This window comes from Tsuneonella litorea, from assembly GCF_025154015.1.
GTDB lineage: Bacteria > Pseudomonadota > Alphaproteobacteria > Sphingomonadales > Sphingomonadaceae > Tsuneonella > Tsuneonella litorea.
In genome coordinates this window covers 474122-497496 of sequence record NZ_JAOAMV010000002.1, presented here as the reverse complement: position 1 = coordinate 497496, position 23375 = coordinate 474122, and the positions used below count along the sequence as shown (strand labels likewise).

General features: G+C 67.5%; 28 protein-coding genes. 13 read left to right on the top strand and 15 right to left on the bottom strand.

Annotated elements, in window-relative coordinates; all coding sequences use genetic code 11:
* The first annotated feature begins 39 nt into the window (after window positions 1-39).
* The 5 genes from thrC (at window position 40) to N0B51_RS05960 (ending at window position 3569) form a co-directional block, all read left to right on the top strand.
* A complete protein-coding gene (gene thrC, locus N0B51_RS05980; protein WP_259961355.1) occupies window positions 40-1440 on the top strand; it encodes a threonine synthase in 1401 nt (466 codons plus the stop codon).
* Window positions 1440-2330, top strand: a complete 891-nt coding sequence (locus N0B51_RS05975; RefSeq protein WP_259961354.1) for a class I SAM-dependent methyltransferase — start codon at window positions 1440-1442, stop codon at window positions 2328-2330. Before thrC ends, N0B51_RS05975 begins: the two co-directional genes overlap by 1 nt.
* Before the next feature lie 11 nt (window positions 2331-2341).
* Window positions 2342-2713, top strand: a complete 372-nt coding sequence (locus N0B51_RS05970; protein WP_259961353.1) for a dihydroneopterin aldolase — start codon at window positions 2342-2344, stop codon at window positions 2711-2713.
* An 8-nt stretch (window positions 2714-2721) separates the two neighbouring features.
* Window positions 2722-3048, top strand: coding sequence for a Rossmann fold domain-containing protein (locus tag N0B51_RS05965; protein ID WP_259961352.1), 327 nt, complete (start codon window positions 2722-2724; stop codon window positions 3046-3048).
* A gap of 98 nt (window positions 3049-3146) precedes the next feature.
* Window positions 3147-3569 (top strand): hypothetical protein, encoded by a 423-nt coding sequence (locus tag N0B51_RS05960; protein ID WP_259961351.1) that lies wholly within the window; start codon window positions 3147-3149, stop codon window positions 3567-3569.
* Window positions 3570-3638: 69 nt separating this feature from the next.
* Here N0B51_RS05960 and N0B51_RS05955 read toward each other — a convergent pair whose 3' ends face one another.
* A complete protein-coding gene (locus N0B51_RS05955) occupies window positions 3639-4136 on the bottom strand; it encodes a hypothetical protein (protein ID WP_259961350.1) in 498 nt (165 codons plus the stop codon).
* 219 nt (window positions 4137-4355) lie between these two features.
* Here N0B51_RS05955 and rplU point away from each other — a divergent pair, with 219 nt between their 5' ends.
* From rplU to N0B51_RS05940, 3 genes are all read left to right on the top strand, one after another.
* Window positions 4356-4877: a 50S ribosomal protein L21 gene (gene rplU / locus N0B51_RS05950; protein ID WP_259961349.1), complete on the top strand. Its 522-nt coding sequence runs from the start codon at window positions 4356-4358 to the stop codon at window positions 4875-4877.
* Between the two features lie 17 nt (window positions 4878-4894).
* The gene (rpmA, locus tag N0B51_RS05945) at window positions 4895-5164 is read left to right on the top strand and encodes a 50S ribosomal protein L27 (RefSeq protein WP_259961347.1); all 270 of its coding nucleotides are present in this window, start codon (window positions 4895-4897) and stop codon (window positions 5162-5164) included.
* A 192-nt stretch (window positions 5165-5356) separates the two neighbouring features.
* Window positions 5357-5893 (top strand): GNAT family N-acetyltransferase, encoded by a 537-nt coding sequence (locus N0B51_RS05940; protein WP_259961346.1) that lies wholly within the window; start codon window positions 5357-5359, stop codon window positions 5891-5893.
* 60 nt (window positions 5894-5953) lie between these two features.
* Here the strand turns inward: N0B51_RS05940 and N0B51_RS05935 are convergent, their stop codons facing one another.
* Window positions 5954-6841, bottom strand: a complete 888-nt coding sequence (locus N0B51_RS05935; RefSeq protein ID WP_259961345.1) for a metal-dependent hydrolase — start codon at window positions 6839-6841, stop codon at window positions 5954-5956.
* A gap of 111 nt (window positions 6842-6952) precedes the next feature.
* Here N0B51_RS05935 and N0B51_RS05930 point away from each other — a divergent pair, with 111 nt between their 5' ends.
* A complete protein-coding gene (locus N0B51_RS05930) occupies window positions 6953-7549 on the top strand; it encodes a TetR/AcrR family transcriptional regulator (RefSeq protein ID WP_259961344.1) in 597 nt (198 codons plus the stop codon).
* A gap of 3 nt (window positions 7550-7552) precedes the next feature.
* Here the strand turns inward: N0B51_RS05930 and N0B51_RS05925 are convergent, their stop codons facing one another.
* Window positions 7553-8980 (bottom strand): S41 family peptidase, encoded by a 1428-nt coding sequence (locus N0B51_RS05925; RefSeq protein WP_259961342.1) that lies wholly within the window; start codon window positions 8978-8980, stop codon window positions 7553-7555.
* Between the two features lie 255 nt (window positions 8981-9235).
* Here N0B51_RS05925 and N0B51_RS05920 point away from each other — a divergent pair, with 255 nt between their 5' ends.
* Entirely contained in the window at window positions 9236-9487 is a 252-nt protein-coding gene (locus tag N0B51_RS05920; protein ID WP_259961341.1) for an SWIB/MDM2 domain-containing protein, read from the top strand.
* A 45-nt stretch (window positions 9488-9532) separates the two neighbouring features.
* Here the strand turns inward: N0B51_RS05920 and N0B51_RS05915 are convergent, their stop codons facing one another.
* Together N0B51_RS05915 and N0B51_RS05910 are read right to left on the bottom strand one after the other, a co-directional pair.
* Window positions 9533-9952, bottom strand: a complete 420-nt coding sequence (locus N0B51_RS05915) for a DoxX family protein (protein WP_259961340.1) — start codon at window positions 9950-9952, stop codon at window positions 9533-9535.
* Window positions 9949-10419: a pyridoxamine 5'-phosphate oxidase family protein gene (locus N0B51_RS05910; RefSeq protein WP_259961339.1), complete on the bottom strand. Its 471-nt coding sequence runs from the start codon at window positions 10417-10419 to the stop codon at window positions 9949-9951. Before N0B51_RS05910 ends, N0B51_RS05915 begins: the two co-directional genes overlap by 4 nt.
* A 179-nt stretch (window positions 10420-10598) precedes the next feature.
* Between N0B51_RS05910 and N0B51_RS05905 the strand changes: the two genes are divergently transcribed.
* A complete protein-coding gene (locus N0B51_RS05905; protein WP_259961338.1) occupies window positions 10599-11855 on the top strand; it encodes a dipeptidase in 1257 nt (418 codons plus the stop codon).
* Here N0B51_RS05905 and N0B51_RS05900 read toward each other — a convergent pair.
* The 6 genes from N0B51_RS05900 to dapD form a co-directional block, all read right to left on the bottom strand.
* Window positions 11852-12361, bottom strand: a complete 510-nt coding sequence (locus N0B51_RS05900; protein WP_259961337.1) for a potassium channel family protein — start codon at window positions 12359-12361, stop codon at window positions 11852-11854. The genes N0B51_RS05905 and N0B51_RS05900 overlap by 4 nt on opposite strands.
* On the bottom strand, window positions 12358-12774 hold the full coding sequence (locus N0B51_RS05895; RefSeq protein ID WP_259961336.1) for a DUF1810 domain-containing protein: 417 nt from the start codon (window positions 12772-12774) through the stop codon (window positions 12358-12360). Before N0B51_RS05895 ends, N0B51_RS05900 begins: the two co-directional genes overlap by 4 nt.
* Window positions 12771-12956, bottom strand: a complete 186-nt coding sequence (locus N0B51_RS05890; protein WP_259961335.1) for a DUF3008 family protein — start codon at window positions 12954-12956, stop codon at window positions 12771-12773. Before N0B51_RS05890 ends, N0B51_RS05895 begins: the two co-directional genes overlap by 4 nt.
* Before the next feature lie 20 nt (window positions 12957-12976).
* On the bottom strand, window positions 12977-13204 hold the full coding sequence (locus N0B51_RS05885) for a hypervirulence associated TUDOR domain-containing protein (RefSeq protein ID WP_259961334.1): 228 nt from the start codon (window positions 13202-13204) through the stop codon (window positions 12977-12979).
* A gap of 3 nt (window positions 13205-13207) precedes the next feature.
* On the bottom strand, window positions 13208-13519 hold the full coding sequence (locus N0B51_RS05880; RefSeq protein WP_259961332.1) for a hypothetical protein: 312 nt from the start codon (window positions 13517-13519) through the stop codon (window positions 13208-13210).
* 71 nt (window positions 13520-13590) lie between these two features.
* Window positions 13591-14430 carry a 2,3,4,5-tetrahydropyridine-2,6-dicarboxylate N-succinyltransferase gene (gene dapD, locus N0B51_RS05875; protein ID WP_259961331.1) on the bottom strand — a complete coding sequence of 280 codons (840 nt, stop codon included), beginning with the start codon at window positions 14428-14430 and terminating at the stop codon, window positions 13591-13593.
* A gap of 283 nt (window positions 14431-14713) precedes the next feature.
* Between dapD and N0B51_RS05870 the strand changes: the two genes are divergently transcribed.
* Complete coding sequence (locus tag N0B51_RS05870) at window positions 14714-16993, top strand: S8 family peptidase (protein WP_259961329.1); 2280 nt, start codon at window positions 14714-14716, stop codon at window positions 16991-16993.
* Window positions 16994-17008: 15 nt separating this feature from the next.
* On the opposite strand, the gene N0B51_RS05865 is transcribed toward N0B51_RS05870, so the two are convergent.
* From N0B51_RS05865 to N0B51_RS05850, 4 genes are all read right to left on the bottom strand, one after another.
* On the bottom strand, window positions 17009-18100 hold the full coding sequence (locus N0B51_RS05865) for a phosphotransferase family protein (protein ID WP_259961328.1): 1092 nt from the start codon (window positions 18098-18100) through the stop codon (window positions 17009-17011).
* Complete coding sequence (locus N0B51_RS05860) at window positions 18097-19185, bottom strand: Zn-dependent alcohol dehydrogenase (RefSeq protein WP_259961327.1); 1089 nt, start codon at window positions 19183-19185, stop codon at window positions 18097-18099. Before N0B51_RS05860 ends, N0B51_RS05865 begins: the two co-directional genes overlap by 4 nt.
* Window positions 19182-20474 (bottom strand): acyl-CoA dehydrogenase family protein, encoded by a 1293-nt coding sequence (locus N0B51_RS05855; protein WP_259961325.1) that lies wholly within the window; start codon window positions 20472-20474, stop codon window positions 19182-19184. The genes N0B51_RS05860 and N0B51_RS05855 overlap by 4 nt, the downstream gene beginning before the upstream one ends.
* 76 nt (window positions 20475-20550) lie before the next feature.
* Window positions 20551-21981, bottom strand: a complete 1431-nt coding sequence (locus tag N0B51_RS05850) for an MFS transporter (protein WP_259961324.1) — start codon at window positions 21979-21981, stop codon at window positions 20551-20553.
* Between the two features lie 213 nt (window positions 21982-22194).
* Here N0B51_RS05850 and N0B51_RS05845 point away from each other — a divergent pair, with 213 nt between their 5' ends.
* Window positions 22195-23373 carry an acyl-CoA dehydrogenase family protein gene (locus N0B51_RS05845; protein WP_259961323.1) on the top strand — a complete coding sequence of 393 codons (1179 nt, stop codon included), beginning with the start codon at window positions 22195-22197 and terminating at the stop codon, window positions 23371-23373.
* Window positions 23374-23375 lie beyond the last annotated feature (2 nt).

Genomic DNA, 23375 nt, shown 5'->3' with positions numbered 1-23375 from the left:
GCTTGCCGCCGGTGCGACGCGCGGCTAGGCGCGGGCACGATGGAATACGTCTCCACCCGAGGGAGCGCCCCGGCGCTCGATTTCGAGGGCGCAACGCTTGCCGGGCTGGCGAGCGACGGCGGCCTTTATGTCCCGCGCGAATGGCCCGCATTCACGGCCGCAGAGATCGCCGCCATGCGCGGGTTGCCCTATCCGGAACTCGCGGCGCGGGTGATGGCGCCGTTCGTCGCCGGGAGCCTGGCCGACGAACGGCTGCTAGAGCTGACCCGCAGCGCCTATGGCCGGTTCGCGCACGAGGCGGTCACCCCGCTCGCCCAGCTGGATGAGCAGCACTGGCTGCTCGAACTGTTTCATGGTCCCACCCTCGCGTTCAAGGACGTCGCGCTGCAACTGCTCGGCCTGTTGTTCGAGGAGTTTCTCGCCAGGGCGGGTGGCAACCTCACGATCGTTGGCGCCACCAGCGGCGACACGGGTAGCGCGGCGATCGATGCGGTGGCGGGCCGCGAAGGGGTGGAGGTCTTCATGCTTCACCCGCACGGCAAGGTCAGCGACGTCCAGCGTCGCCAGATGACCACCGTGCTCGCGCCCAACGTCCACAACATCGCCATCGACGGCAGCTTCGACGACGCGCAGGCGATGGTGAAGCGGATGTTCGGCGACGGCGAGATGACCGGGCGGTTCCGGCTGTCGGCGGTCAATTCGATCAACTGGGCGCGTCTGATGGCGCAAGTGGTCTACTATTTCGCCGCCGCGCTGCAGCTAGGTGCGCCCGAGCGCAAGGTTGCCTTCAGCGTGCCGACGGGCAATTTCGGAGATATCTTTGCCGGCTATGTCGCGTCGCGCATGGGCCTGCCGGTCGAGCGCCTGATCGTCGCCACCAACGTCAACGACATTCTCCACCGCGCGCTCTCGGCGGGCGACTATTCGGCCGGCACGGTGACCCCCACTGCCGCCCCCAGCATGGATATCCAGGTCTCGTCGAACTTCGAGCGGCTGCTGTTCGACCTCGGCGGCCGCGACGGGCCGGCGATGGCCGAGCAGATGCGCGGGTTCGAGGCGTCGCGGGCGATGCGGCTGACCAACGCGCAGCGCGAGGGCGCCGCCGCGCTCTTCGCCAGCGCGCGGGTCGAACCGGACGAGATGACCGCGGCCATGCGCTGGGCGCACGAAGCGTGCGGCCAGACGATCGACCCCCATACCGCGATCGGGCTCCATGCCGCGCGGTCGAGCGGCATCCCGGCAGAGGTGCCGCTGGTCACGCTGGCCACCGCGCACCCGGCCAAGTTCCGCGACGCGGTCGAGCGGGCGACCGGCCAGCGCCCGCAGCTGCCCGCACGCGTGGGTGACCTGTTCGCGCACGAGGAGCGTTACGCCGAGCTTCCCGGCGAATACGAAGCGGTGCGGGCATTCATCTCCGAACGCGCCACGCCCAGCGCCTGATGGCAGCGCTCGTCGAACAGCCGCTGGTCCTCGCGGGGGAGGGGTGGAGCGACTACGGTCTCGTCGACAGCGGGCACGGCCGCAAGCTCGAACGGTATGGCCCGCACCGCTTCATCCGCCCCGAGCCGCAGGCGATGTGGTCGCCCCGCATTTCCGACTGGCGGGCTGATGGCGAATTCGTGCCGGGCAGCGACGAGGACGGCGGGGGTCGGTGGCACTTCGACCAGCCGGTTCCGCGCGACGGTTGGCCGCTGGAATGGAGCGATGTCCGCTTCGCCGCCCAGTGCACGCCGTTCCGGCATCTCGGCTTCTTTCCCGACATGGCGCCGGTCTGGGCGTGGATGCGCGGCCAGCTCGCGGGCAAGGTCGATGCGCAGACGCTCAACCTGTTCGGCTATACCGGGGTGGGCTCGCTCGCGCTCAGCGCCTGCGGTCCGGTCGCGCACGTCGATGCGAGCAAGAAGTCGGTCGCGCAGGCGCGCGAGAACGCCGCGCTATCGGGCATGGAGGACCGGCCGGTCCGCTGGCTGGTCGACGACGCCGCGAAGTTCGCCGCGCGCGAGGTCCGGCGCGGGCGGCGCTACGACGGGATCATCCTCGACCCGCCCAAGTTCGGCCGCGGCCCCAATGGCGAGACCTGGCGAATCGAGGAGGGCCTCGCCCCGCTCGTCGCCGATTGCCGCCGTCTGCTCGATGCCGAGAGCCGCTTCCTGTTCCTCACCGTCTATGCCGTGCGCATGAGCAGCCTCGCGCTGGGCGGCCTGCTGGCGGAACTCTTCGCCGACCTGCCCGGCCGGATCGAGCACGGCGACCTTGCCGTGCGTGAAGAGGGCGAGGGCGCACGGCTGCTTCCCACCGCGATCTTCGCGCGCTGGTCGAATCCCGGCTAAGGGCGGCGACGATGGCCGATTCGCTGATTCTCGAAGTCGCCGATCTCGAAGTCGATGTCCTCACCGGCATCTACTCCGAGGAAACCGGCAAGCCGCAGCCGCTGCGGATAACGGTGACTGCCCGCATGAAGCCGGCGCATCGCTACGAACCCGACACGCACCTGTCGGCGAGCAAGAACTACATGGACCTGAAGTTCGCCGCGACCGAGGCGCTGCCCGAAGGCGTGCACTTCAAGCTGATCGAGGCGGTCGCCGAGCACATCTGCGATACCCTGTTCGTGCAGGACCAGCGGGTCGAGGCGGTGACGGTGAAGATCGTCAAGCTCGCCATCGCGGAAGCGGACGAGAAGATCGGGATGACCCTTACCCGCGAGCGGCGCTGATCGTGCTCGTGCGCATCGATCCGCTGCCCTCGTCGGCCGTGGAGGCCGCGGCGGCCTTTCACCGCGACGGGCTACCGCCCGTATTCAAGGCGATCACCGAGACTCGCGAGGAAGTCACCCTGGTTTTCGCGCCCGCCGACCACACCCACCGTGCCTGGCGCCTCGCCGCCGTGCAGGGCCTCGCGCGCGAGCACGCACCGCTGCGGGTCAACGCGATTGCAGGCGATGACGAGGCGGCGATCGCGGCGGCCGCCGATTACCTCGCGCGGTCTCCGGGCGTCACCGGCCAGTACTTCGTCCTCGACGGCCGCGGTGCGGGAAACCCGCTGGGCTGAATGCCCGAGACAAATTTCATCCCGCTTTGATCCGCGTCAATTCGCCGGGGCAATCGACACGCTAGATCCGCTTCGTACCGAACGAAGGGAGCCTGTCCATGTCGAAGCATCTCACCCGCGAACTCGTGGCCGGGGCAGCGGAGGTTCGCACCGAGCTGCTGCAGCCGGTGACGGTCGACCGCAGTTTCGAGCTGCCGCGCGGGCTCTACGTCGCCACAGCCGCCGCCTATCTCGGGTTCCTCGCCGTGCTGGCAACGGGCCTGTCGAGCCCGGGCCTCGTCATCCCGCTTTCGATCTGCGCGTTCTTCATCGCCATGGCGGTCGGCGTCCCGGCCATCTGGACCCGGTTGAAGCCCGACAACCGGGTCGCCGCGATGTCGTGGGCGCGTTTTCGCCGCCAGGGCATCATGACCCACACCGGTCGTCTGTCATCGGGCGAAGCCGCGGCACAGATGCTGGTGCTGCCGATACTGATCTTCGCATGGGGCATCGTCTGCGTGACGATCGCCGCCGTGGTCTGAAGTCCGATCGATCGAGCGCGGTCGGAGAGGGGGCGCGGGATCTTGCCGATCCCGCGCCTTTCGCTTGCCCTACACGCGGCCGCGTAGCTGCGCGAGGACGGCGTCTTCCTGCGCGACGAGGGCTTCGACCGTGCGGCGCACCGCGCCGATGGCATCGCGCGGCCCTGCCTCGAGCGTGGCGTCGACCCACAGCGAATCGAGCTCGGCAAGAGCGATCGCGACACGGCTGCGAATGGAATCGAGATCGGCAAGCGCAACCTGCGCGGCGGCCCAGCTGTCGCTGGCGACCGGCCCGGCCCGTTCGGCGCGTTGCCGGGCAGCCGGGGTCGCCTCGACGAATTCGCCGTGAGCCGTGCGCGCCTCGCGTTCGAGCTGGGTGAGCCGCGCGACGAGGTCGGCGCTGGGGAGGACGGGCACGAGGGGCTGCGGGTCGGCATCGTCCGGGGTGAACGCACCCTGGACCCGCTCTGCCGGGCGTTGGGCGAGCGACGGGTAGTCGCCGGGAGTCGCACAGCCTGCCAGAAGTGCGGCGGCAGCGAGGGCTGGAAGGCGCAGATTCGAAGTCACCTGCGGTCCTTAGCACGCGATGCGCCGCGGAAAAGCGCGATGCGGCCCAGGGCGCAGGCGGCGGCCGCCGATCCCGAGCCCAAACTGTCGCCTGGGGCGTTGACTTCGCGGGATGCTTCCCCTAACGGCACCCATCTTTCCGGGGCCCCCGTTCGGGGGCTTCCGGTTTCGTCGCCCGTTCGTGGGCGGCTACACATATAAAGCGGAAGTGAATTACCCATGTTCGCAGTAGTGCGTACGGGCGGCAAGCAATACCGGGTTGCCGCCGGAGACAAGATCGCGGTCGAGAAGCTGGCGGGCGACGCCGGCGACACGATCACCCTGGGCGACGTCCTGCTGGCGGGCGAGGGCGACACGCTCGCCGACGCGGCCAAGACCGTCGTTTCGGCAGAGATCATCGCCCAGGCCAAGAGCGAGAAGGTCACCGTCTTCAAGAAGCGCCGCCGGCACAACTACCGCCGCAAGGCCGGTCACCGCCAGCAGATGACCCTGCTGCGCATCGTCTCGGTCGGCGACAGCAAGGCCGAGAAGAAGGCCGCGCCAAAGAAGGAAGCCGCTCCGAAGGACGAGGCCCCCAAGGCCGATCACTCCGCGCAGGCGTCCGAGCCGGCGAAGGGCGTCGACACCAAGAAGGAAACCAAGGCCAAGGCCGCGGCTCCGGTGAAGGACGCAGCGCCGAAGAAGGCCGCCGACAAGAAGGCCCCGGCCAAGAAGCCGGCCGCCAAGAAGACCGACAAGTAAGAGAGTAGGACGAAGCAATGGCACACAAGAAAGCAGGCGGTTCGTCCCGCAACGGCCGCGACTCCGCAGGCCGTCGCCTCGGCGTCAAGAAGTTCGGCAGCCAGGAAGTGATTCCGGGCAACATTATCGTGCGCCAGCGCGGGACCAAGTTCTATCCGGGCACCGGTGTCGGGATGGGCAAGGATCACACGCTGTTCGCGCTCGTCGAAGGCCGCGTGCGATTCCACGCCGGCAAACTCGGCCGCAAGTACGTATCGGTCGACATGATGGCGCAAGCCGCGGAATAACCGGACGACCCGATAAAGGGGCCGTCCACGGGATGGCCCCCCGCCGGAGGAAAGATCCGGCACGAAGAGGGAGATGGGGCCAGCCCGAGCAATCGGGAGGCCCGTCTCCCTCTTGTCGTTTCTCCCTCGCAACACAGGCGTCACGCAGCGGCCCTATCGGGTCCCCGCGTGGCGAGCAGGGGAGTAGGCGTGATGTTCCATGTGACCGAAAGGCTGCTGCTGCGGCCCTTCTGGCCCGAGGACTGGGATCAGGTTCTGGCGGGCGTTGGCGAGAAGGCGATCGCCTGCAATCTCGCGCGCGTGCCCTGGCCCTACACGGAGGACGACGCACGCTGGTGGACCAGCCAGCCGCAGGATCCCCGCCTGCCCGCCTTTGCCGTTATCGAATCGCGCAGCGGCGCATTGATCGGGGCGGCCGGACTGGGGCGCAAGACCGGCAGCGTCGAGGTCGAGCTCGGCTACTGGCTCGCCCGCTCGCACTGGGGGCGGGGCCTGGCGACCGAGGCCGGTCGCGGGGTGATCGAGGTCGCGCGGATGCTCGGCATCCGGCGCGTCGTCGCGGGGCATTTCGCCGACAACCCTGCGTCGGGCCGCGTCTTGCGCAAGCTCGGGTTCGGCGGCCCCCAGGCCGCACGGCGCTACAGTCTCGCCCGAGGGTGCGAGGTCCAGTCGCTCGAATACGTCCTCGAGCTCGGTGAGCCGGCCCAGCCGGTCATGCAGGCAGCCTGAAACGAAGAGCGCCGCCCCGGTGGTCCCGGAGCGGCGCTCTTTCGGTCGGTCTAGGAACGATCAGGCCGGCAGCAGCGCGTCGGCGAAGTCGCCCTCGTACTTGCTGATCAGGTGCCGGTCGTCCTCGTTCCACGGGTGGAAGCCGGGGAGGAAGAACGCCAGCCACGGCAGGGCGATGCGGCGCAGGAACCCGGGGCGCAGCAGCAGATAGGCCCAGATGCGCGCCGTAACCTTCCAGCCAGTCAGGCCATCCTGCGCGAGCAGGTCCTTCATGTCCTTGACCCGGTTGCCGATGAACCGCTTGGTCACCAGCACCATCATCAGGCTCTTGACCTTCCACCGCTTCCAGCGGCTCCAGTCACGGGTGGCGTGAAGCCAGGTGTCGTAGGCGACGCCCTTGTGCTCGATCTCCTCGACCGAGTGCCAGCGCCAGATGTCGCCGAGGTCGCCCTCGGCGCCTTCGAGGTGCTTCGGATTGGCGAGGAGTTCCTGGCCGAACATCGCGGTGAAGTGCTCGAGCGCCATCGTGGCGGCGAGGTTGAGGTACGCCGGGCGGTCCTTGAGCAGAGCGAGCAGTTCCTCGACCCGCTTGTCGATGAAACCGATGTCGTAACCGCTGTCCTCGGCCAGCTTGTTGAGCACGATGTGCTCGCGCGTGTGGTTGATTTCCTGCTTGATGAAGGCGCGGATTTCACCGGCGAGCTTGGGATCGGCGCCGTCGCGGAACGCGCGGACCGATTCGATGAAGAACGCCTCGCCGCGCGGGAAGGTCGCGGACAGCGCGTTGAACCAGGCGGTCGCTATCGGGTCGCCGTTCAGCCACCAGCGCTTGGCCTTTTGGCCACGCAGGAAGCGACGGTCACGCACGACGATGTCGAGATCGGCCGGGGTCGCGGTCGGCGCCGCGGAGGCGGCCTGTTCTAGGTCGAATCGGGCAGGGGCATTCATCGAATCGGCTCCTTTAACTGACATCAGTGTAAGTAAGCGTTGCTGACATTGATGTCAATACGGGCTGGTCCCGCTCTTGCCGGGGGTCGCGCAGGGGTATAGGCGCGCTGCATGGCAACCCGTAAGCGTCTCAGCCCCGAAGAGTCGCGCACCGCAGCGCTCGAAGCCGCCCGACATCTCCTCATCGAAACCGGACCGCAATCGGTCACGCTGAAGGCGGTCGCGGGGCGCATCGGGCGCACGCACGCCAACCTGCTTCATCATTTCGGTTCGGCATCGGGATTGCAGAAGGCGCTCGCCCAGCATCTGGCCGAGACAGTGTGCGAAACGATCAAGGAAGCCGTGCGGGCCAGCCGGGCGGGCCTGGGAAGCCCGCGCGAGGTCGTCGACCTGACGTTCGACGCTTTCGACAAGGAAGGGGCGGGCGCTCTGGCGAGCTGGATGCTGCTGACCGGGAACGAGGACGCGCTCGACCCGATCGTGGAGACGATCCACGAACTGGTCGACGAGATCGCGCCCGAGGAGGTGTCGCACGACGGCGTCCAGGCCCTGCACGAGACGACGCTCACCCTGGTCCTGCTGGCATTGGGCAATGCGCTCATGGGGCCGGCGCTCGCGCGTTCGCTCGGCCTGCCCGACACGAGCGCGCGCGATCGTGCCGAGCGGTTGCTGGTCGCCTCGCTCGCCCGCGATCCCGCACAGGCCTGAAGCCTAGAACAGCCCCGGCGTCTCGCGCTGGGCGGCCGTCGGCTCGCGCGGTTCGAGGAGGTCGCGCGACGGCCGGGTCCCCAGGGTCCCCTGGCCGCTGGCAGACACGGTGATCGGCGTGCACGTGCGCCCGCCGAGGAAATCGAGCGCCGCCTTGATCGCGGTTTCGTTGGGATCGCCCAGCTGGCGGGTAATGTCGTCGGCTGCCGCGCAGGTCTTCGGAAACGTCGAGGCGAGGCCGTTGAAGTATTCGCCCTGCCGGTTGGCGTTCTCGAGCTTGAAGGTGACCAGCCGCAAGCGGTCGTCGCACTCGGTCTTGTCGAATGCCTCCTGGCCGACCGGCTTGCCATACGTGTTGCCGCCGACCAGCGCGGTGTTCGCGCCGAGGTACGGCGGGAACGCGTTCGCCACCAGTTCGCTGGCCGATGCGGTGCCGCCGTAGCCGATGAAGGCGATCTTGGTTGCCGCGATCGCGTTCGCTTCGGAGCCGAAGTAGTCGGTTTCGTTCCGCGAGGCCTTGCTGGGGCGGTAGGTGACGTAACCGAACACCCGGCCGACCTTGTCCGCGGCCATCAGGTCGCCGAGCACTTCGGCAACCGACACCAGCCCGCCCCCGTTGTAGCGCAAGTCGACGATCACTTCCGTCACGCCCTGCGCCCGGAAGGTCCCGAAAGCGGTCCGCAGGTCGGCGTTCGCGGGCGTGATGAAGGTCCGCAGATTGACGTATCCGACCCTTTTCCCGCCGTCGTTGAGAATCACTGCGCCATACCGGTTCGACACCGGGTCGAGCGAGTAGTCGGCCTTGGTCACGGTAAGGTCCTTGATCGTCCCGTTCACGTTGACCCTGAGGACCCGCGCGGTGCCGGCGGTCGACGGGCCGAGCGCATCGACGACCGCCTGGGTGCCGCCGGTGCTCATCAGCGACGATACCGTCTGCAACTGGCCGCCGACCGGGCCGATGGCGACGATCTCGGTCCCGCGGTCGATCCCGGCCGCGAACGCGGGCGCGCTTTCGAAAGCTTCCACCACGAACACGCGGTTTTGCGACGTGTCATAGGAAAGGCGGATGCCGAACCCTGCGTTCGCGCCCGAATTGTAATAGGCGTTTTCCTCGGCGATCGAGGTCACATAGGTGAAGAAGCGGTCCTTGCGCTGGGCACGGGCCGGGGCGACCAGAGCGTCGATGTAGCTCTGGAGGGTCTGGTAATTCGCCTTGTTGACCGTGTTGTCGACGAGGTCGGGGAACAGGTAGTCGCTGTCGATACGGGTCTTAACGAAGTCCTGCCGCGCGGACAGCGAACAGCCCCCGGTGGGCGTGGGGGTGCCGCCGCCGCCGGTAGAACCGCCCGTGCTGCCGCCGCTTCCCCCACCGCCGCAGGCGGCGACGGTTCCGGCGAGTACCATTGCGAGCGAAGTGCGACCGATGCCCATCGTGAAAAGCCTTCCGATTGTCCGGGGCAGACCCCCTTGCGGCCCCTCATAGGCCAATCCGGCCTTTTCCGAAATGACGGCTGAACGCCTCCTGAGCGGGATCTGAGCCACGGCGAGGGGACAAATTGCGCGAATTCGGGGCGAAATGCCCGTCGTGCCTGTCGAAAACTCGCTTCCGGTGCCCTTGCGCCCTCGCCGTGCGACCGTGGAGCGCCTAGGATTGCCGCCATAGCCAAGCAGGAAAGGACAATGATCATGGCTGGCAAGAATAACGCGCTGCAGAAGCCGGTGAACCTGACGAACGACCTCGAGGCGGTCGTCGGCAAGGGTCCGATGACCCGTGCGCAGGTCACTTCGAAGGTGTGGGACTACATCAAGAAGAACGGCCTTCAGGACTCGACCGACAAGCGCATGATCAACCCCGACGCCACGCTCGGCAAGGTGACCGGGCCGGCGCAGATCTCGATGTTCAAGATGACCGGTGCCGTTTCCAAGCACATGAGCTGATCGGTCGTCACGCCTTACGGCGGGCGAGGGGACCAGCGCGAGGCGTTACTTCGCGTGGGCCCGATCGAGGGGCCATCGGGTCACCTCGCCCGTCCACAAGGCAAGCCAGACCAGGATCGGCTGGAATGCCAGCCGCGGCGCGTGATAGGCGAGGCCCAGCCCTCCGTCCGGCCGCGCCAGGTCCATCGCCATGTGATTGAAATTGGCAGGCCACACGCACACCGCATAGAGCGCCAGGGCCAGCCCCGCAGCATAGCGCAATCCGCGCGACCAGCCCTGCAGCAGTCCAGCGGCTCCGGCGAGTTCAGCCACCCCCGTGAGCGCGACCACGACATCGGGTTCAGGCACCCAGCCGGGCATGATCTTCAGAAAGGGACCGGGCGCGGCGAGGTGCAGGCTGCCCGCTGCCGCATAGCACAGCCCCAGCAGCCAGCGCAGCCCTGCGCGGATGCCCTGAGCGGTCAATGGCCTTCGGTTGAGGCCGTGCGATCGGGAAGCGGAACTTCGCCTTCGTCCTCTCCGTCCCAGTAGTGGACGCGGGTTGCCGTGACCTGCAGCATGACCGTGCCGGGGGTGTCGGGCCCCTCGGGGAACCACCGGTCGAGCGAACTGTCCCAGTGCTTCTCGAACCGGGCCTTGTCGGAAATCACCTCGGCTTCTCCCTCGACGTGGATGAACTGGCCCGGCGCGCCCAGTATGCCCTTGAGACCGGCGCTGCCGAGATACGTCAGCCCGACCTTCGGATCGCGTTCGATGTCCGCGACCATCTGGCGGTCGCGATAGGTGAAGAACCGGCTGGTGCCGTCGAAATCGACCTCGCGGTTGTTGCTCATGGGTCGCGCGCCGATCGTACCGTTTGGCGCGTGGGTCGCCAATGTGCAGAAATCGATCTGCTTCATATCCCGGGAAATATCGGAAAGCGATTTGGTCATGAGAGTTCTCCTCCTCTGCCAAAGGTTGTGGGAGCAGCCGGTTCCCGCAGGCCGACCGGATGCCCAGGGGCAGCGCAACGGCGTTACCCACAGGGGACTTGCCACGCGGCGGCTGCCGGGCTGAATGGTGCGCCGGCCCGGCAAGGGGCCGGTTGCCTCGCCTGGCCAGGAGAAGATCGATGCGTCCCCACTTCGTAGCGATTGCGATGGTCGCGATCGCAAGCGTCGGTCACGCCGCGCCCGCCCCCGAGGACGTGGCGGCAGCGGCGCTTCGCGATACCCCCGTGTGGGACGGGCACAACGACGTGCCCGAGCAACTGCGACAGCGTTACCGCAACGTTCTCGACGATTTCGATTTTTCCGACACCTCGAACACCGGTGAACCCGACCGCGGGAGCGCGCCGATGCACACCGACCTTTCGCGCATCGCCAAAGGGCGGCTGGGCGCGCAGTTCTGGTCGGTATACGTAAGTGCGAACCTCGGCGAACAACAGGCGGTCCAGGCGACGATCGAGCAGATCGACGTGATGAAGCGCCTCATCGCGCGCCACCCCGGCCAGCTGGCCCTGGTGACCACCGCGGACGGAGCGGCGAAGGCGATGAAGGCCGGGAAGGTTGCCTCGCTTCTGGGCCTGGAGGGCGGTCACTCGATCGGATCGAGTCTCGCGGTCCTGCGCCAGATGTATGCGCTGGGCGCGCGCTACATGACCCTCACCCATTCGCGGAACACGCCGTGGGCGGACAGCGCGACCGATGCGCCCGCGCACGGCGGCTTGACGCCGCTGGGCAAGGACGTCGTACGCGAGATGAACCGGCTCGGCATGCTGGTCGACCTAAGCCACGTCAGCGAGAAAACCATGATGGATGCGCTCGACGTCGCCAGGGCGCCGGTGATCTTCAGCCACTCGGGCGCGCGCGCGGTCAACGGGCACGCGCGCAACGTGCCCGACAGCGTGCTGGCGCGCCTCAAGTCGAACGGCGGCGTCGTGATGGCGGTCGGTTACCCCACGTTCCTTAGCGAGGCGCGCCGGCAATGGTTGGCCGCGGGGGCGGCCGAAGAGGCGCGACTGGAAACGCTATGGCCCGGGGATCCCCGAGCGGTCGCCGACGGGATGGCGGAGTGGGGCAGGACACATCCCGAGGTGTTGGCGACGGTTTCGGACTGGGCCGACCACATCGATCACATCCGTGACCTAGCGGGGATCGACCACGTGGGCATCGGCGGGGATTACGACGGGATGGACACCGGGCCGGTCGGCGCGGAGGACGTCGCCGGCTATCCCGCGCTGTTCACCGAGCTTGCCCGGCGGGGATACGGCAAGGCGGACCTGCAGAAGATCGCCGGTGGCAACGTTGCCCGCGTCCTGCGCGCTGCGGAGTCCTTCGCGGCCGCCCACCGGAACGATCCGCCGATCGAGAACCCCACCGTGTTCTAGGGCTCCTCGTCCAGCGATCGCGGGGGTGAGCGGGCGTGTCCTGTATCCTCGATCCGGCCCAGCACGCGCACGAAGAACGCGGTCGACCAGCCGAGCAGTATCACCCCGAGAACGCCCTCGAGCGCGCCGACCATCCGCCACTCGTGCGCGATCGAGGCATCGTTGTAGCCGATGGTCGCGTAGCTGATGGTCGAGAAATAGAGCGCGTTCTGGAAGCTCCACTGCGCGCCGACGAAATCGTACAGGAACGCGAAGAGCCAAATCTCGACGAAGTGGATGAAGATCAGCGCGAATACCACCAGCAGCGTGAAGAACGCCCCACGGAAGCTCAAGGGTTCGAGGTGCCGAAAACGCTCCTCTGCCGCCTCGCTGCGCATGACCCGCTGGAGCGTGAACAGGCCCAGCCCGTGGATCACCACGCACAGTGCGATCATTCCGGCACCCACCGCCAGCTGGAGGTTGAACGTGGCGTCGATGACCTGCTGATCGCTGGGAAGCTCGTTCATAACCTCTCCATCGTGGCCGGATCGCGCTGGCCGGCGTAGAACGCATCGAGCGCGCCGGCGAAGGCGGCGGGGTCCGGTGCGCAGGCCGCGAACAGCGTCATCGAGCTATGGAACTTGCGCGCGTCGGCCGGGCCGAGGATAGCCTCGGCGCTCCGCTTGCCGCGCCACGACAGCATGGCATCGGTGCAGGCCGCGAGACGCGATCCGAGGACATGGTGCCGCGCATAAGCGGCGGCCTCGTCCTTGCCTTCGATGGCATAGCGGTGCGCCAAGTCGCTTCGGCCGAGGCCCGCGATCTGGGGAAAGACGAACCACATCCAGTGACTGCGTTTTGCGCCCGCCCGGAGTTCATCGAGGGCCGTCTCGTAAACCCCGCCTTCCTGCGCATCGAGGAACCGGCGCAGGCCGGTCACGAATCCTTCTTCTCCGGCAGTCCTTCCCGGTCGGTTTCGGCGAGATCCTCGAGTTCGTCCTCGCTCATCGAATCGTACATGTCCTTCGACGCGCCCTTGAGGTCCCCGACCTTGGTATCGCCGCGCTTGGCCGAGAGGGCGGCTCCGGCGGCCTTTTGCTGAGCTTTGGATTGTGCGGGCATGATGGGCGACTCCTTGATGTCTATCCCCCGTCCAGCTCCGATCCCAGTTTGAGAACCCTGTCCCCGTCTTCCTGTTCGATCAGGTAGGCGGGGTCGTCGGCGCTTCCGTTCCGCACGACCTCGGTTCCGTCGATAGTGCGCTCGACGCGCCTTTCAAAACGCTCTGCAATCGTGCCTTGGCCTGTCCCGCCGGCCCAGTTCCAGCGAACCTTCTGGCCGGTGCGGAAACTGTTCGGCGTTTCTGCCACGGCCTATTGTCCGTCGGTGCGCACGTCCGCCTGTGCCGCCGGCTCGACCGGCTCGACCGGCGCGTCGGTCACCGCATCGACATCGTCACTCAAGATGACGTCCGCGGGCGCGTCCGCCTGGCTTTCGATGATCCCGCTGACGGTCGCCTCTTCCTCGACATCGCCCTGGGTGGCGGCGCCCGTCACCCAGATGATGGTGAGGAACCCGATCGCGAGAAGCGTGCCGATGATCAGGACCCACCGGACAACGCCTTCCTTCGAACCGGCGCTCGCCTCGGTTTCGGTTTCGACTATCTGATCGCCGCGACGTTCCATGACTGACCAACCTCCCTCGCACGGGTCCGCGACCCTGTTTGCCTTCTACGATTGGCCCGCACGGCGGTTCCTCAATCGCGCAGCAGTTCGTTGATCCCGGTCTTGGCGCGGGTCTGCGCGTCGACCGTCTTGACGATCACGGCACAGTAGAGGCTCGGCCCAGGGGAACCGTCGGGCAGGGGCTTGCCCGGCAGAGATCCCGGAACGACCACCGAGTAGGGCGGCACCCGCCCGACATGGACCTCGCCCGTCTTGCGGTCGACGATCTTGGTCGACGCGCCGATGAAGACGCCCATCGACAGGACCGCGCCTTCGCACACGCGCACGCCTTCGACGACTTCGGAGCGCGCGCCGATGAAGCAACCGTCCTCGATCACCACGGGGCCTGCCTGCAGCGGTTCGAGCACGCCGCCGATGCCCACCCCGCCCGACAGGTGCACGTTACGCCCGATCTGCGCGCAGCTGCCCACGGTCACCCAGGTATCGACCATCGTGCCGTCGCCCACGTAGGCGCCGATATTGACGAAACTCGGCATCACGACCACGCCCCGGCCTATGTGGCTGCCGCGGCGCACCACCGCTCCCGGAACGACGCGAAAGCCCGCCTCGCGGAAGCGGTTTTCGCTCCACCCGGTGAACTTGAGCGTGACCTTGTCGTATGCCGGCGCGCCGGCGCTGGCACCGTCCATCACCTGGTTGTCGTTGAGTCGGAAGCTCAGCAGGACGGCCTTTTTCAGCCATTCGTTGACCTTCCACCCGCCCGCTCCGTCAGGCTCGGCGACCCGAGCCTGCCCGGAATCGAGCAGCTCCAGTGCCTGTTCAACGACTTCGCGAACCTCGCTGCTGCCGGGCGTGACGTTGGCACGGTCCTCCCACGCGGCATTGATGGCGGTCTCGAGATCGGCGGACATGGCGAGGGAGCTCCCGGAAAAGGCGTTGCGGATCCGGCGCTAGCGGCGCGCATGGGGCGGGGCAAGAGACGAGGTGCGATCTGCTACGCCCGCGGCCCCGGTCGCCGAGCGGCCTCGTTCAGCACTTCTTCAACCATGCTCTGCAAGCTAGAAGCAACTTTCGGGGACGCGACACACTATGACGAACGGGCGGCGGATGGTTCGCTGGGAATTGGGATGCGCCTTGGCCGCCCTCATGAGCGTGACGGCTTGCGGCGGAGGCGGAGGAGCCGGTGGGGGCGGCGTGATCAGTACGCCCGGACCCACGCCCACGCCATCTCCGGCGCCCAGCCCGACGCCATCGCCAAGCCCGACGCCGACGCCGGCAGCGTCCTTCGATACGCCGGAATTCCGCAGGTCGGACGGGCCTGGGTTCCACAACGCCCCGACCGCGTGGGCGCAGGGCGCCACCGGCTCGGGCGTCAAGATCGCCGTGGTCGATACCGGGATCGACACCGACAGCCCGGAATTTGCCGGGCGTCTCGACCCGGCCAGTTCCGACGTTGCTGGCAACGGCACCGTCGAGGCGTTCGACGATCACGGCACCAACGTCGGCATGATCGCCGCCGCTGCCCGCAACAGCACCGGAATCATGGGAATCGCCTTCGATGCCACGGTCATCGCGCTGCGGGCGGACGAACCGGGAAGCTGCGCTTCGAGTACCTCGACGACCGACGGGTGCGTCTTCAAGGATCGCGACATCGCGGCGGGAATCGATCGCGCCGTGGCGGCTGGCGCGACGGTCATCAACCTCAGCCTCGGCGGGGATGCGCCCAGCGCAAGCCTGCTCAACGCGGTGCAGCGCGCAGTGACAGCTGGCGTGGTGATCGTGGTCGCGGCCGGCAACGAGGGCGACGGGAGCGATCCGGCGATCGACCCGAACCAGCCCAATCCGTTCGCCGCCGGGGTCCGCAACGCCGGCGGCGCGAATGTCATCATCGTCGGCTCGGTCGACGATGCCGGGCGTTTCTCGAGCTTCAGCAACCGCGCGGGCAGCCAGGCGAACTGGTTCCTGTCCGCGCTCGGCGAGCGGGTGTGCTGCGTCTATGAAAACGGCGTGCTCAAGGTCGAGAGCGGGCCGAGCGGCAACTTCGTGACCGTGCTGTCGGGAACCAGCTTTTCCGCCCCGCAGGTCGCCGGAGCGGTGGCGCTGCTCAAGCAGGCTTTCCCCAACCTCACCGGGGCGCAGATGGTGGACATCCTGCTGAGGAGCGCGCGCGACGCGGGGGCGATCGGCATCGACACGACCTATGGCCGCGGCATTCTCGACATTGCCGCCGCCTTCGCGCCGATGGGGACGACCACGCTTGCCGGTGGCACGACGGCGGTCGCGCTGAACGACGACACCGCGATCGGATCGGCGCCGATGGGCGATGCCCTGTTGCGGGCAAGCGCGCACACGGTGATCCTCGATTCCTACGGGCGCGCGTACGGGACGGACCTGGGACAGGGAATGCACGACGCAGCCGCGGCGCCCCGCCTGCTGGGCGCGCTCGACCAAGGCGCACGCCGGGTCGGTGGCGGCAGCGAATCGCTCAGCCTGGCGTTCTCGGTCGCCAGCCAAACGGGCGGCAGGGGTGCCTGGCCGGCACAGTTGCGCCTGGAGCGGCAGGATGCGGAGGCCGCGCGCGTGCTGGCTGCCCGGGCCGCCACAGTTCTGGCGCCCGGCAAGCGCCTGGGATTCGCCTTCCGCGAAGGTGCGGACGGGCTTGTCGCGCAGTTGCAGGGACAGCATCGCCCGGCGTTCCTCATCGCAGGCGATGCGCGCGGCGGACCGGGTTTCGCCGCGCGAGGACAGGCGGCGCTTGCCTATCGCCAGGAGTTCGGCCGCTGGGGACTGACCGCCAACGCCGAGCGTGGCAGCGCCTGGCTCGGAACGTTGCGGGTGATGGACGGTGCACTGGGCCGCCGGCGCGAGGCGCATGGTCTTTCGAGCTTCGGGCTCGAGGCCGATCGGCGCTTCGGCAACGTGGAAGCGGCACTCGGCCTGACCTGGCTCAACGAGGAGCGGACGGTGCTCGGGGCATTCTTCCACGACGTGGTGGGGGCCGGCGGCGCACGCACGCTGTTCGCCGACGCGCGCGTGGGCTGGAAGATTGCCGAAGGTTGGCGGCTGGGCGGAACCGCGCGCCAGGGATGGACGCGGGCCGATCATGCCGGGGCGATCGGCGCCGGATCGGAGTTTATCAGCCGGGCGTGGTCGCTCGACCTCGCGAAGCGGGGCTTCGCCACGGCGAGGGACAGCCTGGCGGTCCGCATATCGCAACCGCTGCGCGTCGAAAGCGGCGGGCTCTCGCTGAACCTTCCGGTCGGCTACGACTATGCGACACTCTCACCCACCTACGGAGTGCGGACGATCGCGCTGTCGCCATCGGGGCGCGAAATCGACGGAGAGATCGCCTGGGCCGGGCATCTGTTTGGCGGCAGTGCCGCGGCCAGCCTCTTTTACCGCAGGGACCCCGCCCACGTGGCATCGGCTCCGGACGACAAGGGCGTCGCGGTCAGGTGGACGAAGGCCTTCTGAGCCGCCGCCGCCTCGTCAATCCGAAGCGCCGGCCTTCTTCGCGAATTCCCACGCCTTGTCGGCCAGCGGACCGACCCGTTCGGACTGCGCCTTTGCGTGGGCCGAGCTCGCGGTGCCGTCGATCACCCGCTTCTTGATGCCCTGGAGAATGCCCGCGAGGCGGAAGAAGTTGTAGGCGAAGTACCAGTTCATGTCGGGCACTTCGGTGCGGTCGGTCGCGGCGCAGTAGCGGTCCACCAGTTCGTCGAGCTCGGGAATGCCGAGCGCCTTCCGATCGAGGTCCATCACGCCCGACCGCCCGCCGTTCTCGGTGACGTACATCATGCATAGGTACGTGAAATCGGACATCGGGTCGCCGAGCGTCGAAAGCTCCCAGTCGAGCACCGCGAGGACTTGTGCGCGGTCATGCGCGAAGATCATGTTGTCGATGCGGTAATCGCCGTGGACCACGCTCGTGCGGGTCTGCTCGGGCAAGGTCGCGGGCAGGTATGCGATCAGCTTTTCCATCGATGGCAGGTGATCGGTTTCCGACAACCGGTACTGCTTGGTCCACCGGTCGACCTGGCGGCCGAAGTAGTTGCCCGGCTTGCCGTAGTCCTCGAGCCCCGCCTCGCCGAGGTCGACGTTGTGCAGGGCGGCCAGGGTGTCGGTCATCTCGAAATAGACCGCGCGGCGTTCCTCCGGGCTGGCGCCCGGCATCGCGCCGTCCCAGATCGTCCGCCCGTCGACCATGTCCATGACGTAGAACCACGACCCGATCACGTCGTCGTCGGTGCAAAGTCCGTACTGCCTTGCCACCGGAAAGCCGACCTTGTGCAGGCCCGACTGGACCCGGAACTCGCGATCGACCGCGTGCGCGCTCGGCAGCAGCTTTCCGAACGGCTTGCGGCGCAGGACGTAGTCCTTGTTCGGGGTCGAGATCTTGTAGGTCGGGTTCGACTGGCCGCCCTTGAACTTGCCCTGGCTGAGCGGTCCCTCGAACCCCTCGACGTTGGCTTCCATCCACTGGGTCAGCCTGCCTTCGTCGAGGTGGTCGGCGGCGGACGGCTCGACCGTGCCGGTGAAGGCGGCGGTCGCGTCCTTGATCTCGGGGCTCGGGGTGCTCACTGGTCGAACACGATCACGCTGCGCGCGCTGTCGCCCTGCTTCATCTTTTCAAAGCCTTCGTTGACGTCCTTGAGAGCGATTCTCTCGGCGATGATGGTATCGAGGTCGAGCAGGCCGCGCATGTAGAAATCGACGAGGCGCGGCAGGTCGACCGGAAAGCGGTTCATGCCCATGATCGCGCCCTGCAGCTTCTTGCCGCCGAGCAGGTCGAGCGCGCCGAGGCCGACCTTGCAGTCGAGCGGCATCATCCCGAGGATCGTCGCGGTGCCTCCGCGTCGCAGGACCTTGCACGCGAGCTCGGCCGAGGCCGGGCGGCCGACCGCCTCGATCGCGTGGTGCACGCCGCCCTTCGACAGCGCGATGACCTGATCGGCGGCGTCCTCGGCCAGCGCATCGACCGTGTCGGTCGCGCCCAGCGTCTTCGCCAGTTCGCGCTTGGCCGGAACGGGGTCGCAGGCAATGATCTGGCCGGCGCCGGCGATCCTTGCGGCGTTGATCGCGGCAAGGCCAACGCCCCCGCAGCCGATTACCGCCACGGTTTCGCCCGGCACCAGCTTGCAGGCGTTGAACACCGCCCCGGCACCGGTGGTTACCGCGCACCCGATCACCGCCGCACGGTCGAGCGGCATCTCGGGATCGATCCTGACGCAGGCGTGCTCGTGGATCAGCATCTGCTCTGCAAAGGCCGACAGGTTGAGCATCTGGTTGACCATCTCGCCGCCGGGGCGGGTGATGCGCGGCGCATCGCCCTTCTGGCGGCGGGTGTCGCCGCCGAGGCACAGCGCCATCCGCCCGGTCACGCAGAACTCGCAGTGGCCGCAGAACGCGCTGAGACAAGTGACGACGTGGTCACCCGGCTTGACCGTGCGCACCTCGCTGCCGACCGCCTCCACCACGCCCGCCGCCTCGTGTCCGGGGACGGCGGGCAGGGCGTGGGGATAGGTGCCCTCGATGAAGTGCAGGTCGGAATGGCACAGCCCGCACGCGGCGGTGCGGATGAGCACTTCGTGCGGGCCCGGCTTGGCGATCGAGAGGTCCTCGATCTCGAGTGGCGAGCCGGGCTGGACGAGTACGGCAGCCTTCATCGGGTCACCGCCAGGTCGCCCGAGCTGTATTCGGGCTCGCCGTCCGGCCCGACCTTGGGCGCGTGCCGCGCAAACTCCATCCGCGCGATGGCGCGGGCGTGGACTTCGTCCGGACCGTCCGCAAGCCGCAGCGTGCGCTGGTGGGCATAGGCGTTGGCGAGACCGAAATCGTCGCTTACGCCGCCGCCGCCGTGCGCCTGAATGGCGTCGTCGATGATCTTGAGCGCCATGTTGGGGGCCTGCACCTTGATCATCGCGATTTCCTGGGCGGCGGCCTTGTTGCCGACCTTGTCCATCATGTCCGCCGCCTTGAGGCAGAGCAGGCGGGTCATCTCGATGTCGATGCGCGCCCGGGCGACCCGTTCCTCCCAGACCGAGTGCTGGTAGATCGGTTTGCCGAACGTTTCGCGAACCTGAAGTCGCTTGCACATCTTCTCGAGCGCCTCCTCGGCGACGCCGATCGTGCGCATGCAGTGGTGGATGCGGCCCGGCCCGAGGCGCCCCTGCGCGATCTCGAACCCGCGGCCTTCACCCAGGATGATGTTGGACACCGGCACGCGGACGTCCTTGAGTTCGATTTCCATGTGGCCGTGCGGCGAATCGTCATAGCCGAAAACGGGGAGGAACCGCTTGATGTTCACGCCCTCGGCATCGAGCGGGACGATGATCTGCGACTGTTGCTGGTGCCGCTTCGCCTCGAAGTCGGTCTTGCCCATCACGATCGCGACCTTGCAACGCGGATCGCCCGCGCCGCTCGACCACCACTTGGTGCCGTTGATGACGTATTCGTCGCCGTCGCGCTCGATGCGCGTCTCGATGTTGGTGGCATCGGAACTGGCGACCGCTGGCTCGGTCATGAGGAAGGCACTGCGGATCTCGCCTTCCATCAGGGGTTTCAGCCATTCGTCCTTCTGCGCCCGGGTGCCGTAGCGGTGAAACACTTCCATGTTGCCGGTGTCGGGCGCCGAGCAGTTGAATACCTCGCTCGCCCAGCCGACCCGGCCCATTTCCTCGGCGCAGAGCGCGTATTCGAGGTTGGTGAGGCCGGGGCCATCGAACTCGAACGTGTCGTCTACATGGGGACGGCCCGACTGCGGCGGCATGAACAGGTTCCAGATGCCCTGCGCCTTGGCACGCGCCTTTTCCTCTTCGAGAACCGGATTGACGCCCCAGCGATCCTTTTCGTGCGCGGCCTTGTATTCGGCGTTGCGCGGACGGATGTGCGTGTCGATGTAGTGGCGGACCCGGTCGCGCCAATGCTTCTGCCGGTCGGTGGGTTCGAAATCCATGACAATGCGTCCTTCCTTTGCAATCGATCTTCTGGTGGCAGAGCGGGGCGGTCTAGCCAAGCCCTGTAGGGGAAAGTCAGCGGTGCATCGTGTGCGCCTCGGGATCGGCGAGCGCCGCGCGGGCCAGCAGCGCCACCCGCGCTTCGTGATCCCGGCGGGTAATCGGAAATCGCCGGATCACGAGCGAGACGACGGTGGCCAGCACGGCGATGCAGGCGACATAGGTCAGCGTCAGGTCCGCGATGACCGCGGGGGAAACGTCGGCGGGCCGGGCATTGGCGGGCATTCCCGACAGGCTGAGGAGAAGACCGGTCACGAAGATCCCGATCCCGGTCGAACACTTCGCGGCAAAGAACGCGCCTGCAGCGAATGTCCCCTCCGACCGGCGACCGGTCTGGACCTCGGACGCCTCGACCACGTCGGCGACCATCGACCACAGCGACATCGTCATGATCACGCTGAACATGTTGGACAGGAACGTGAACGCGAACATCGCCGCGAGCGATTGCGTCGATCCGTCGGGCCACCACAGCCCGAGCCATCGCAACGTCAGCGGTGTCGCCCAGAACGTCATCCCGACGATCGCGGTCCAGACGGCAAGGTCGCGTTTGCCGAAGATCGCCTGCAGCGGCGTCACCAGCAGGAAGCTGCCGACGACGCTGGCGAAGAGCATGAGGGGGTAAAGCTGCAGGGCCAGCGGCGGAAACTTCCACACGAAGAGCAGCAGGTAGTTCGAGATCGAGAAAGTGATGCCCTGGCTGGTGATTGCCGCCACGATCGCTGCCATCAGGACCAGGAATGCCGGGTGGCCCAGGCATTCGCGGATTTCGGCAAAGGCCCCGCGCACACCGCCGGTCGTCGCCTGCGGCCGCGGCGGGGGAGGGTGGCCGACCCACTTGTGCTGGCCGATCGCAGACACGATCACGGTGACCGCCATCAGCACCGCGCCGGCGATTCCGTAGAGCCGGTAACCCTCGCGCGCCAGCATCGCCTGCGGCAGGAACACGCCGTAGGCGAGCAGCAGCATCAGCAGGCCGCCGCCCCAGGCGAACAGGAACCGGGTGCGCGTCAGCCGGGTGCGCTCGTCGTAATCGCGGGTGATTTCCGCGACCAGCGCCGCAGAGGGCACCTCGCAGAAGGCGACCGCGGCGCGCACGGCGATGGCCGATGCCAGCAGCACCGGAAAACTTGCCGCGCCGACCGGCGACCAGAGCAGGGCCCAGAGCAGGGCCAGGGGGATCGCCGCGAGGTAGAGGAAGGGCAACCTGCGGCCCCACCGCGATGTCGTTCGATCGCTGACGTGGCCGACCAGCGGATCGATCAGCCCGTCGAATACCAGCGCGATCAGCAGCGCCAGGCTGACAAGGCGCGCGTCCATCCCCAGCACCTGGTTGTAGAACAGCAGCAGGAAGGTGGAAAACCCGTTGTCCTTGATCCCGTAAGCGACGCTGCCGAGCCCGTTGGCGAGGGTCAGCCGGGTGGGCACGCGCCCCTCGACCGGCGTCATCGACGGCAACCTTTCTTTGCCCCGTTCGGAAGTCGGGTATCGTCGAATCGCATACCTCTCCCCGAGGAATCTCGTATCCAGGGTATGGTAGACTTGAGCCGCTCCGCGTCAACGGGCCAGCCAGTGACGCTACGGCAAGCGGCGATCGATAATCGGGCCTTGCCCCGAAGCCCGATTGGGCTTTACGTGTGCGTCAACAAGAGGAGACTTGGAATGGCCGATCTTGACGCCTTCCGCGCGGAAACCCGCGCCTGGCTCGAAGCCAATTGCCCACCGGAAATGCGCAAGCCCATCGAGGACGAGGAAGACGTCTACTGGGGCGGTCGCAATGCGAGATTCAAGAACGACGCTCAGAAAGCGTGGTTCGAGGCCTGCCGCGACAAGGGCTACACCGTTCCCGCCTGGCCGAAGGAATACGGCGGCGCGGGCCTTTCGCCCGCCGAGGCAAAGGTGCTGCGCGAGGAAATGGCGCGGATCAACGCGCGGCCGCCGCTCAACAGCTTCGGAATCTGGATGCTGGGCCCGGCGCTGCTCAAGTTCGGCACCGAGGGCCAGAAGCAGCGGTTCCTGAACGAGATCGCGCGCGGCGAGATCCGCTGGTGCCAGGGCTATTCCGAGCCGGGCAGCGGGTCCGACCTCGTGTCCCTGCAGACCTTCGGCGAGGACAAGGGCGACCACTGGACCGTCAACGGCCAGAAAATCTGGACCAGCTATGCCGACAAGGCCGACTGGATCTTCTGCCTCGTTCGCACCGACAAGGCGAACAAGTACCAGGGCATCACGTTCATGCTCTTTGACATGGCGAGCAAGGGCGTCACCACCAAGCCGATCCTGCTGATCAGCGGCAACAGCCCGTTCTGCGAAACCTTCTTCGACGACGTCGATGTGCCAAAGTCGTACGGCGAGGACATCCCCGCGCAGGTCGGCGAGGTCAACCGCGGGTGGGACGTCGCCAAGTACCTGCTCGGCCACGAACGCGAGATGATCTCGGCCACCGGCGGCGGCGACCGGGCGACCTCGCTCGGCGCGGTCGCCAGCCGCAACGGCGCGCTCGACCCGGTGCTGCGCGCCGAGCTCGCGCTTTTCGACGTCGATGCGCTCGCCTTTACCGCGATGAGCGAGAAGTTCCTCGACGAGGTCAAGGTCGGCCGCGGGCATCCCGCGCAGCCGAACATGATGAAATATGCCGGGACCGAGCTCAACAAGACGCGCCACGAACTGCTGATGGCGGCCGGCGGCTCGGCCGCGCTCGAATGGGACAGCGAGGAAAGCGCCGGCGGCAAGTCGGCGCGCAACTGGCTGCGGACCAAGGCCAACTCGATCGAGGGCGGCACCAGCGAAGTCATGCTCGGCGTGATCGCCAAGCGCATTCTCGAACTCCCGGGGGCCTGAAC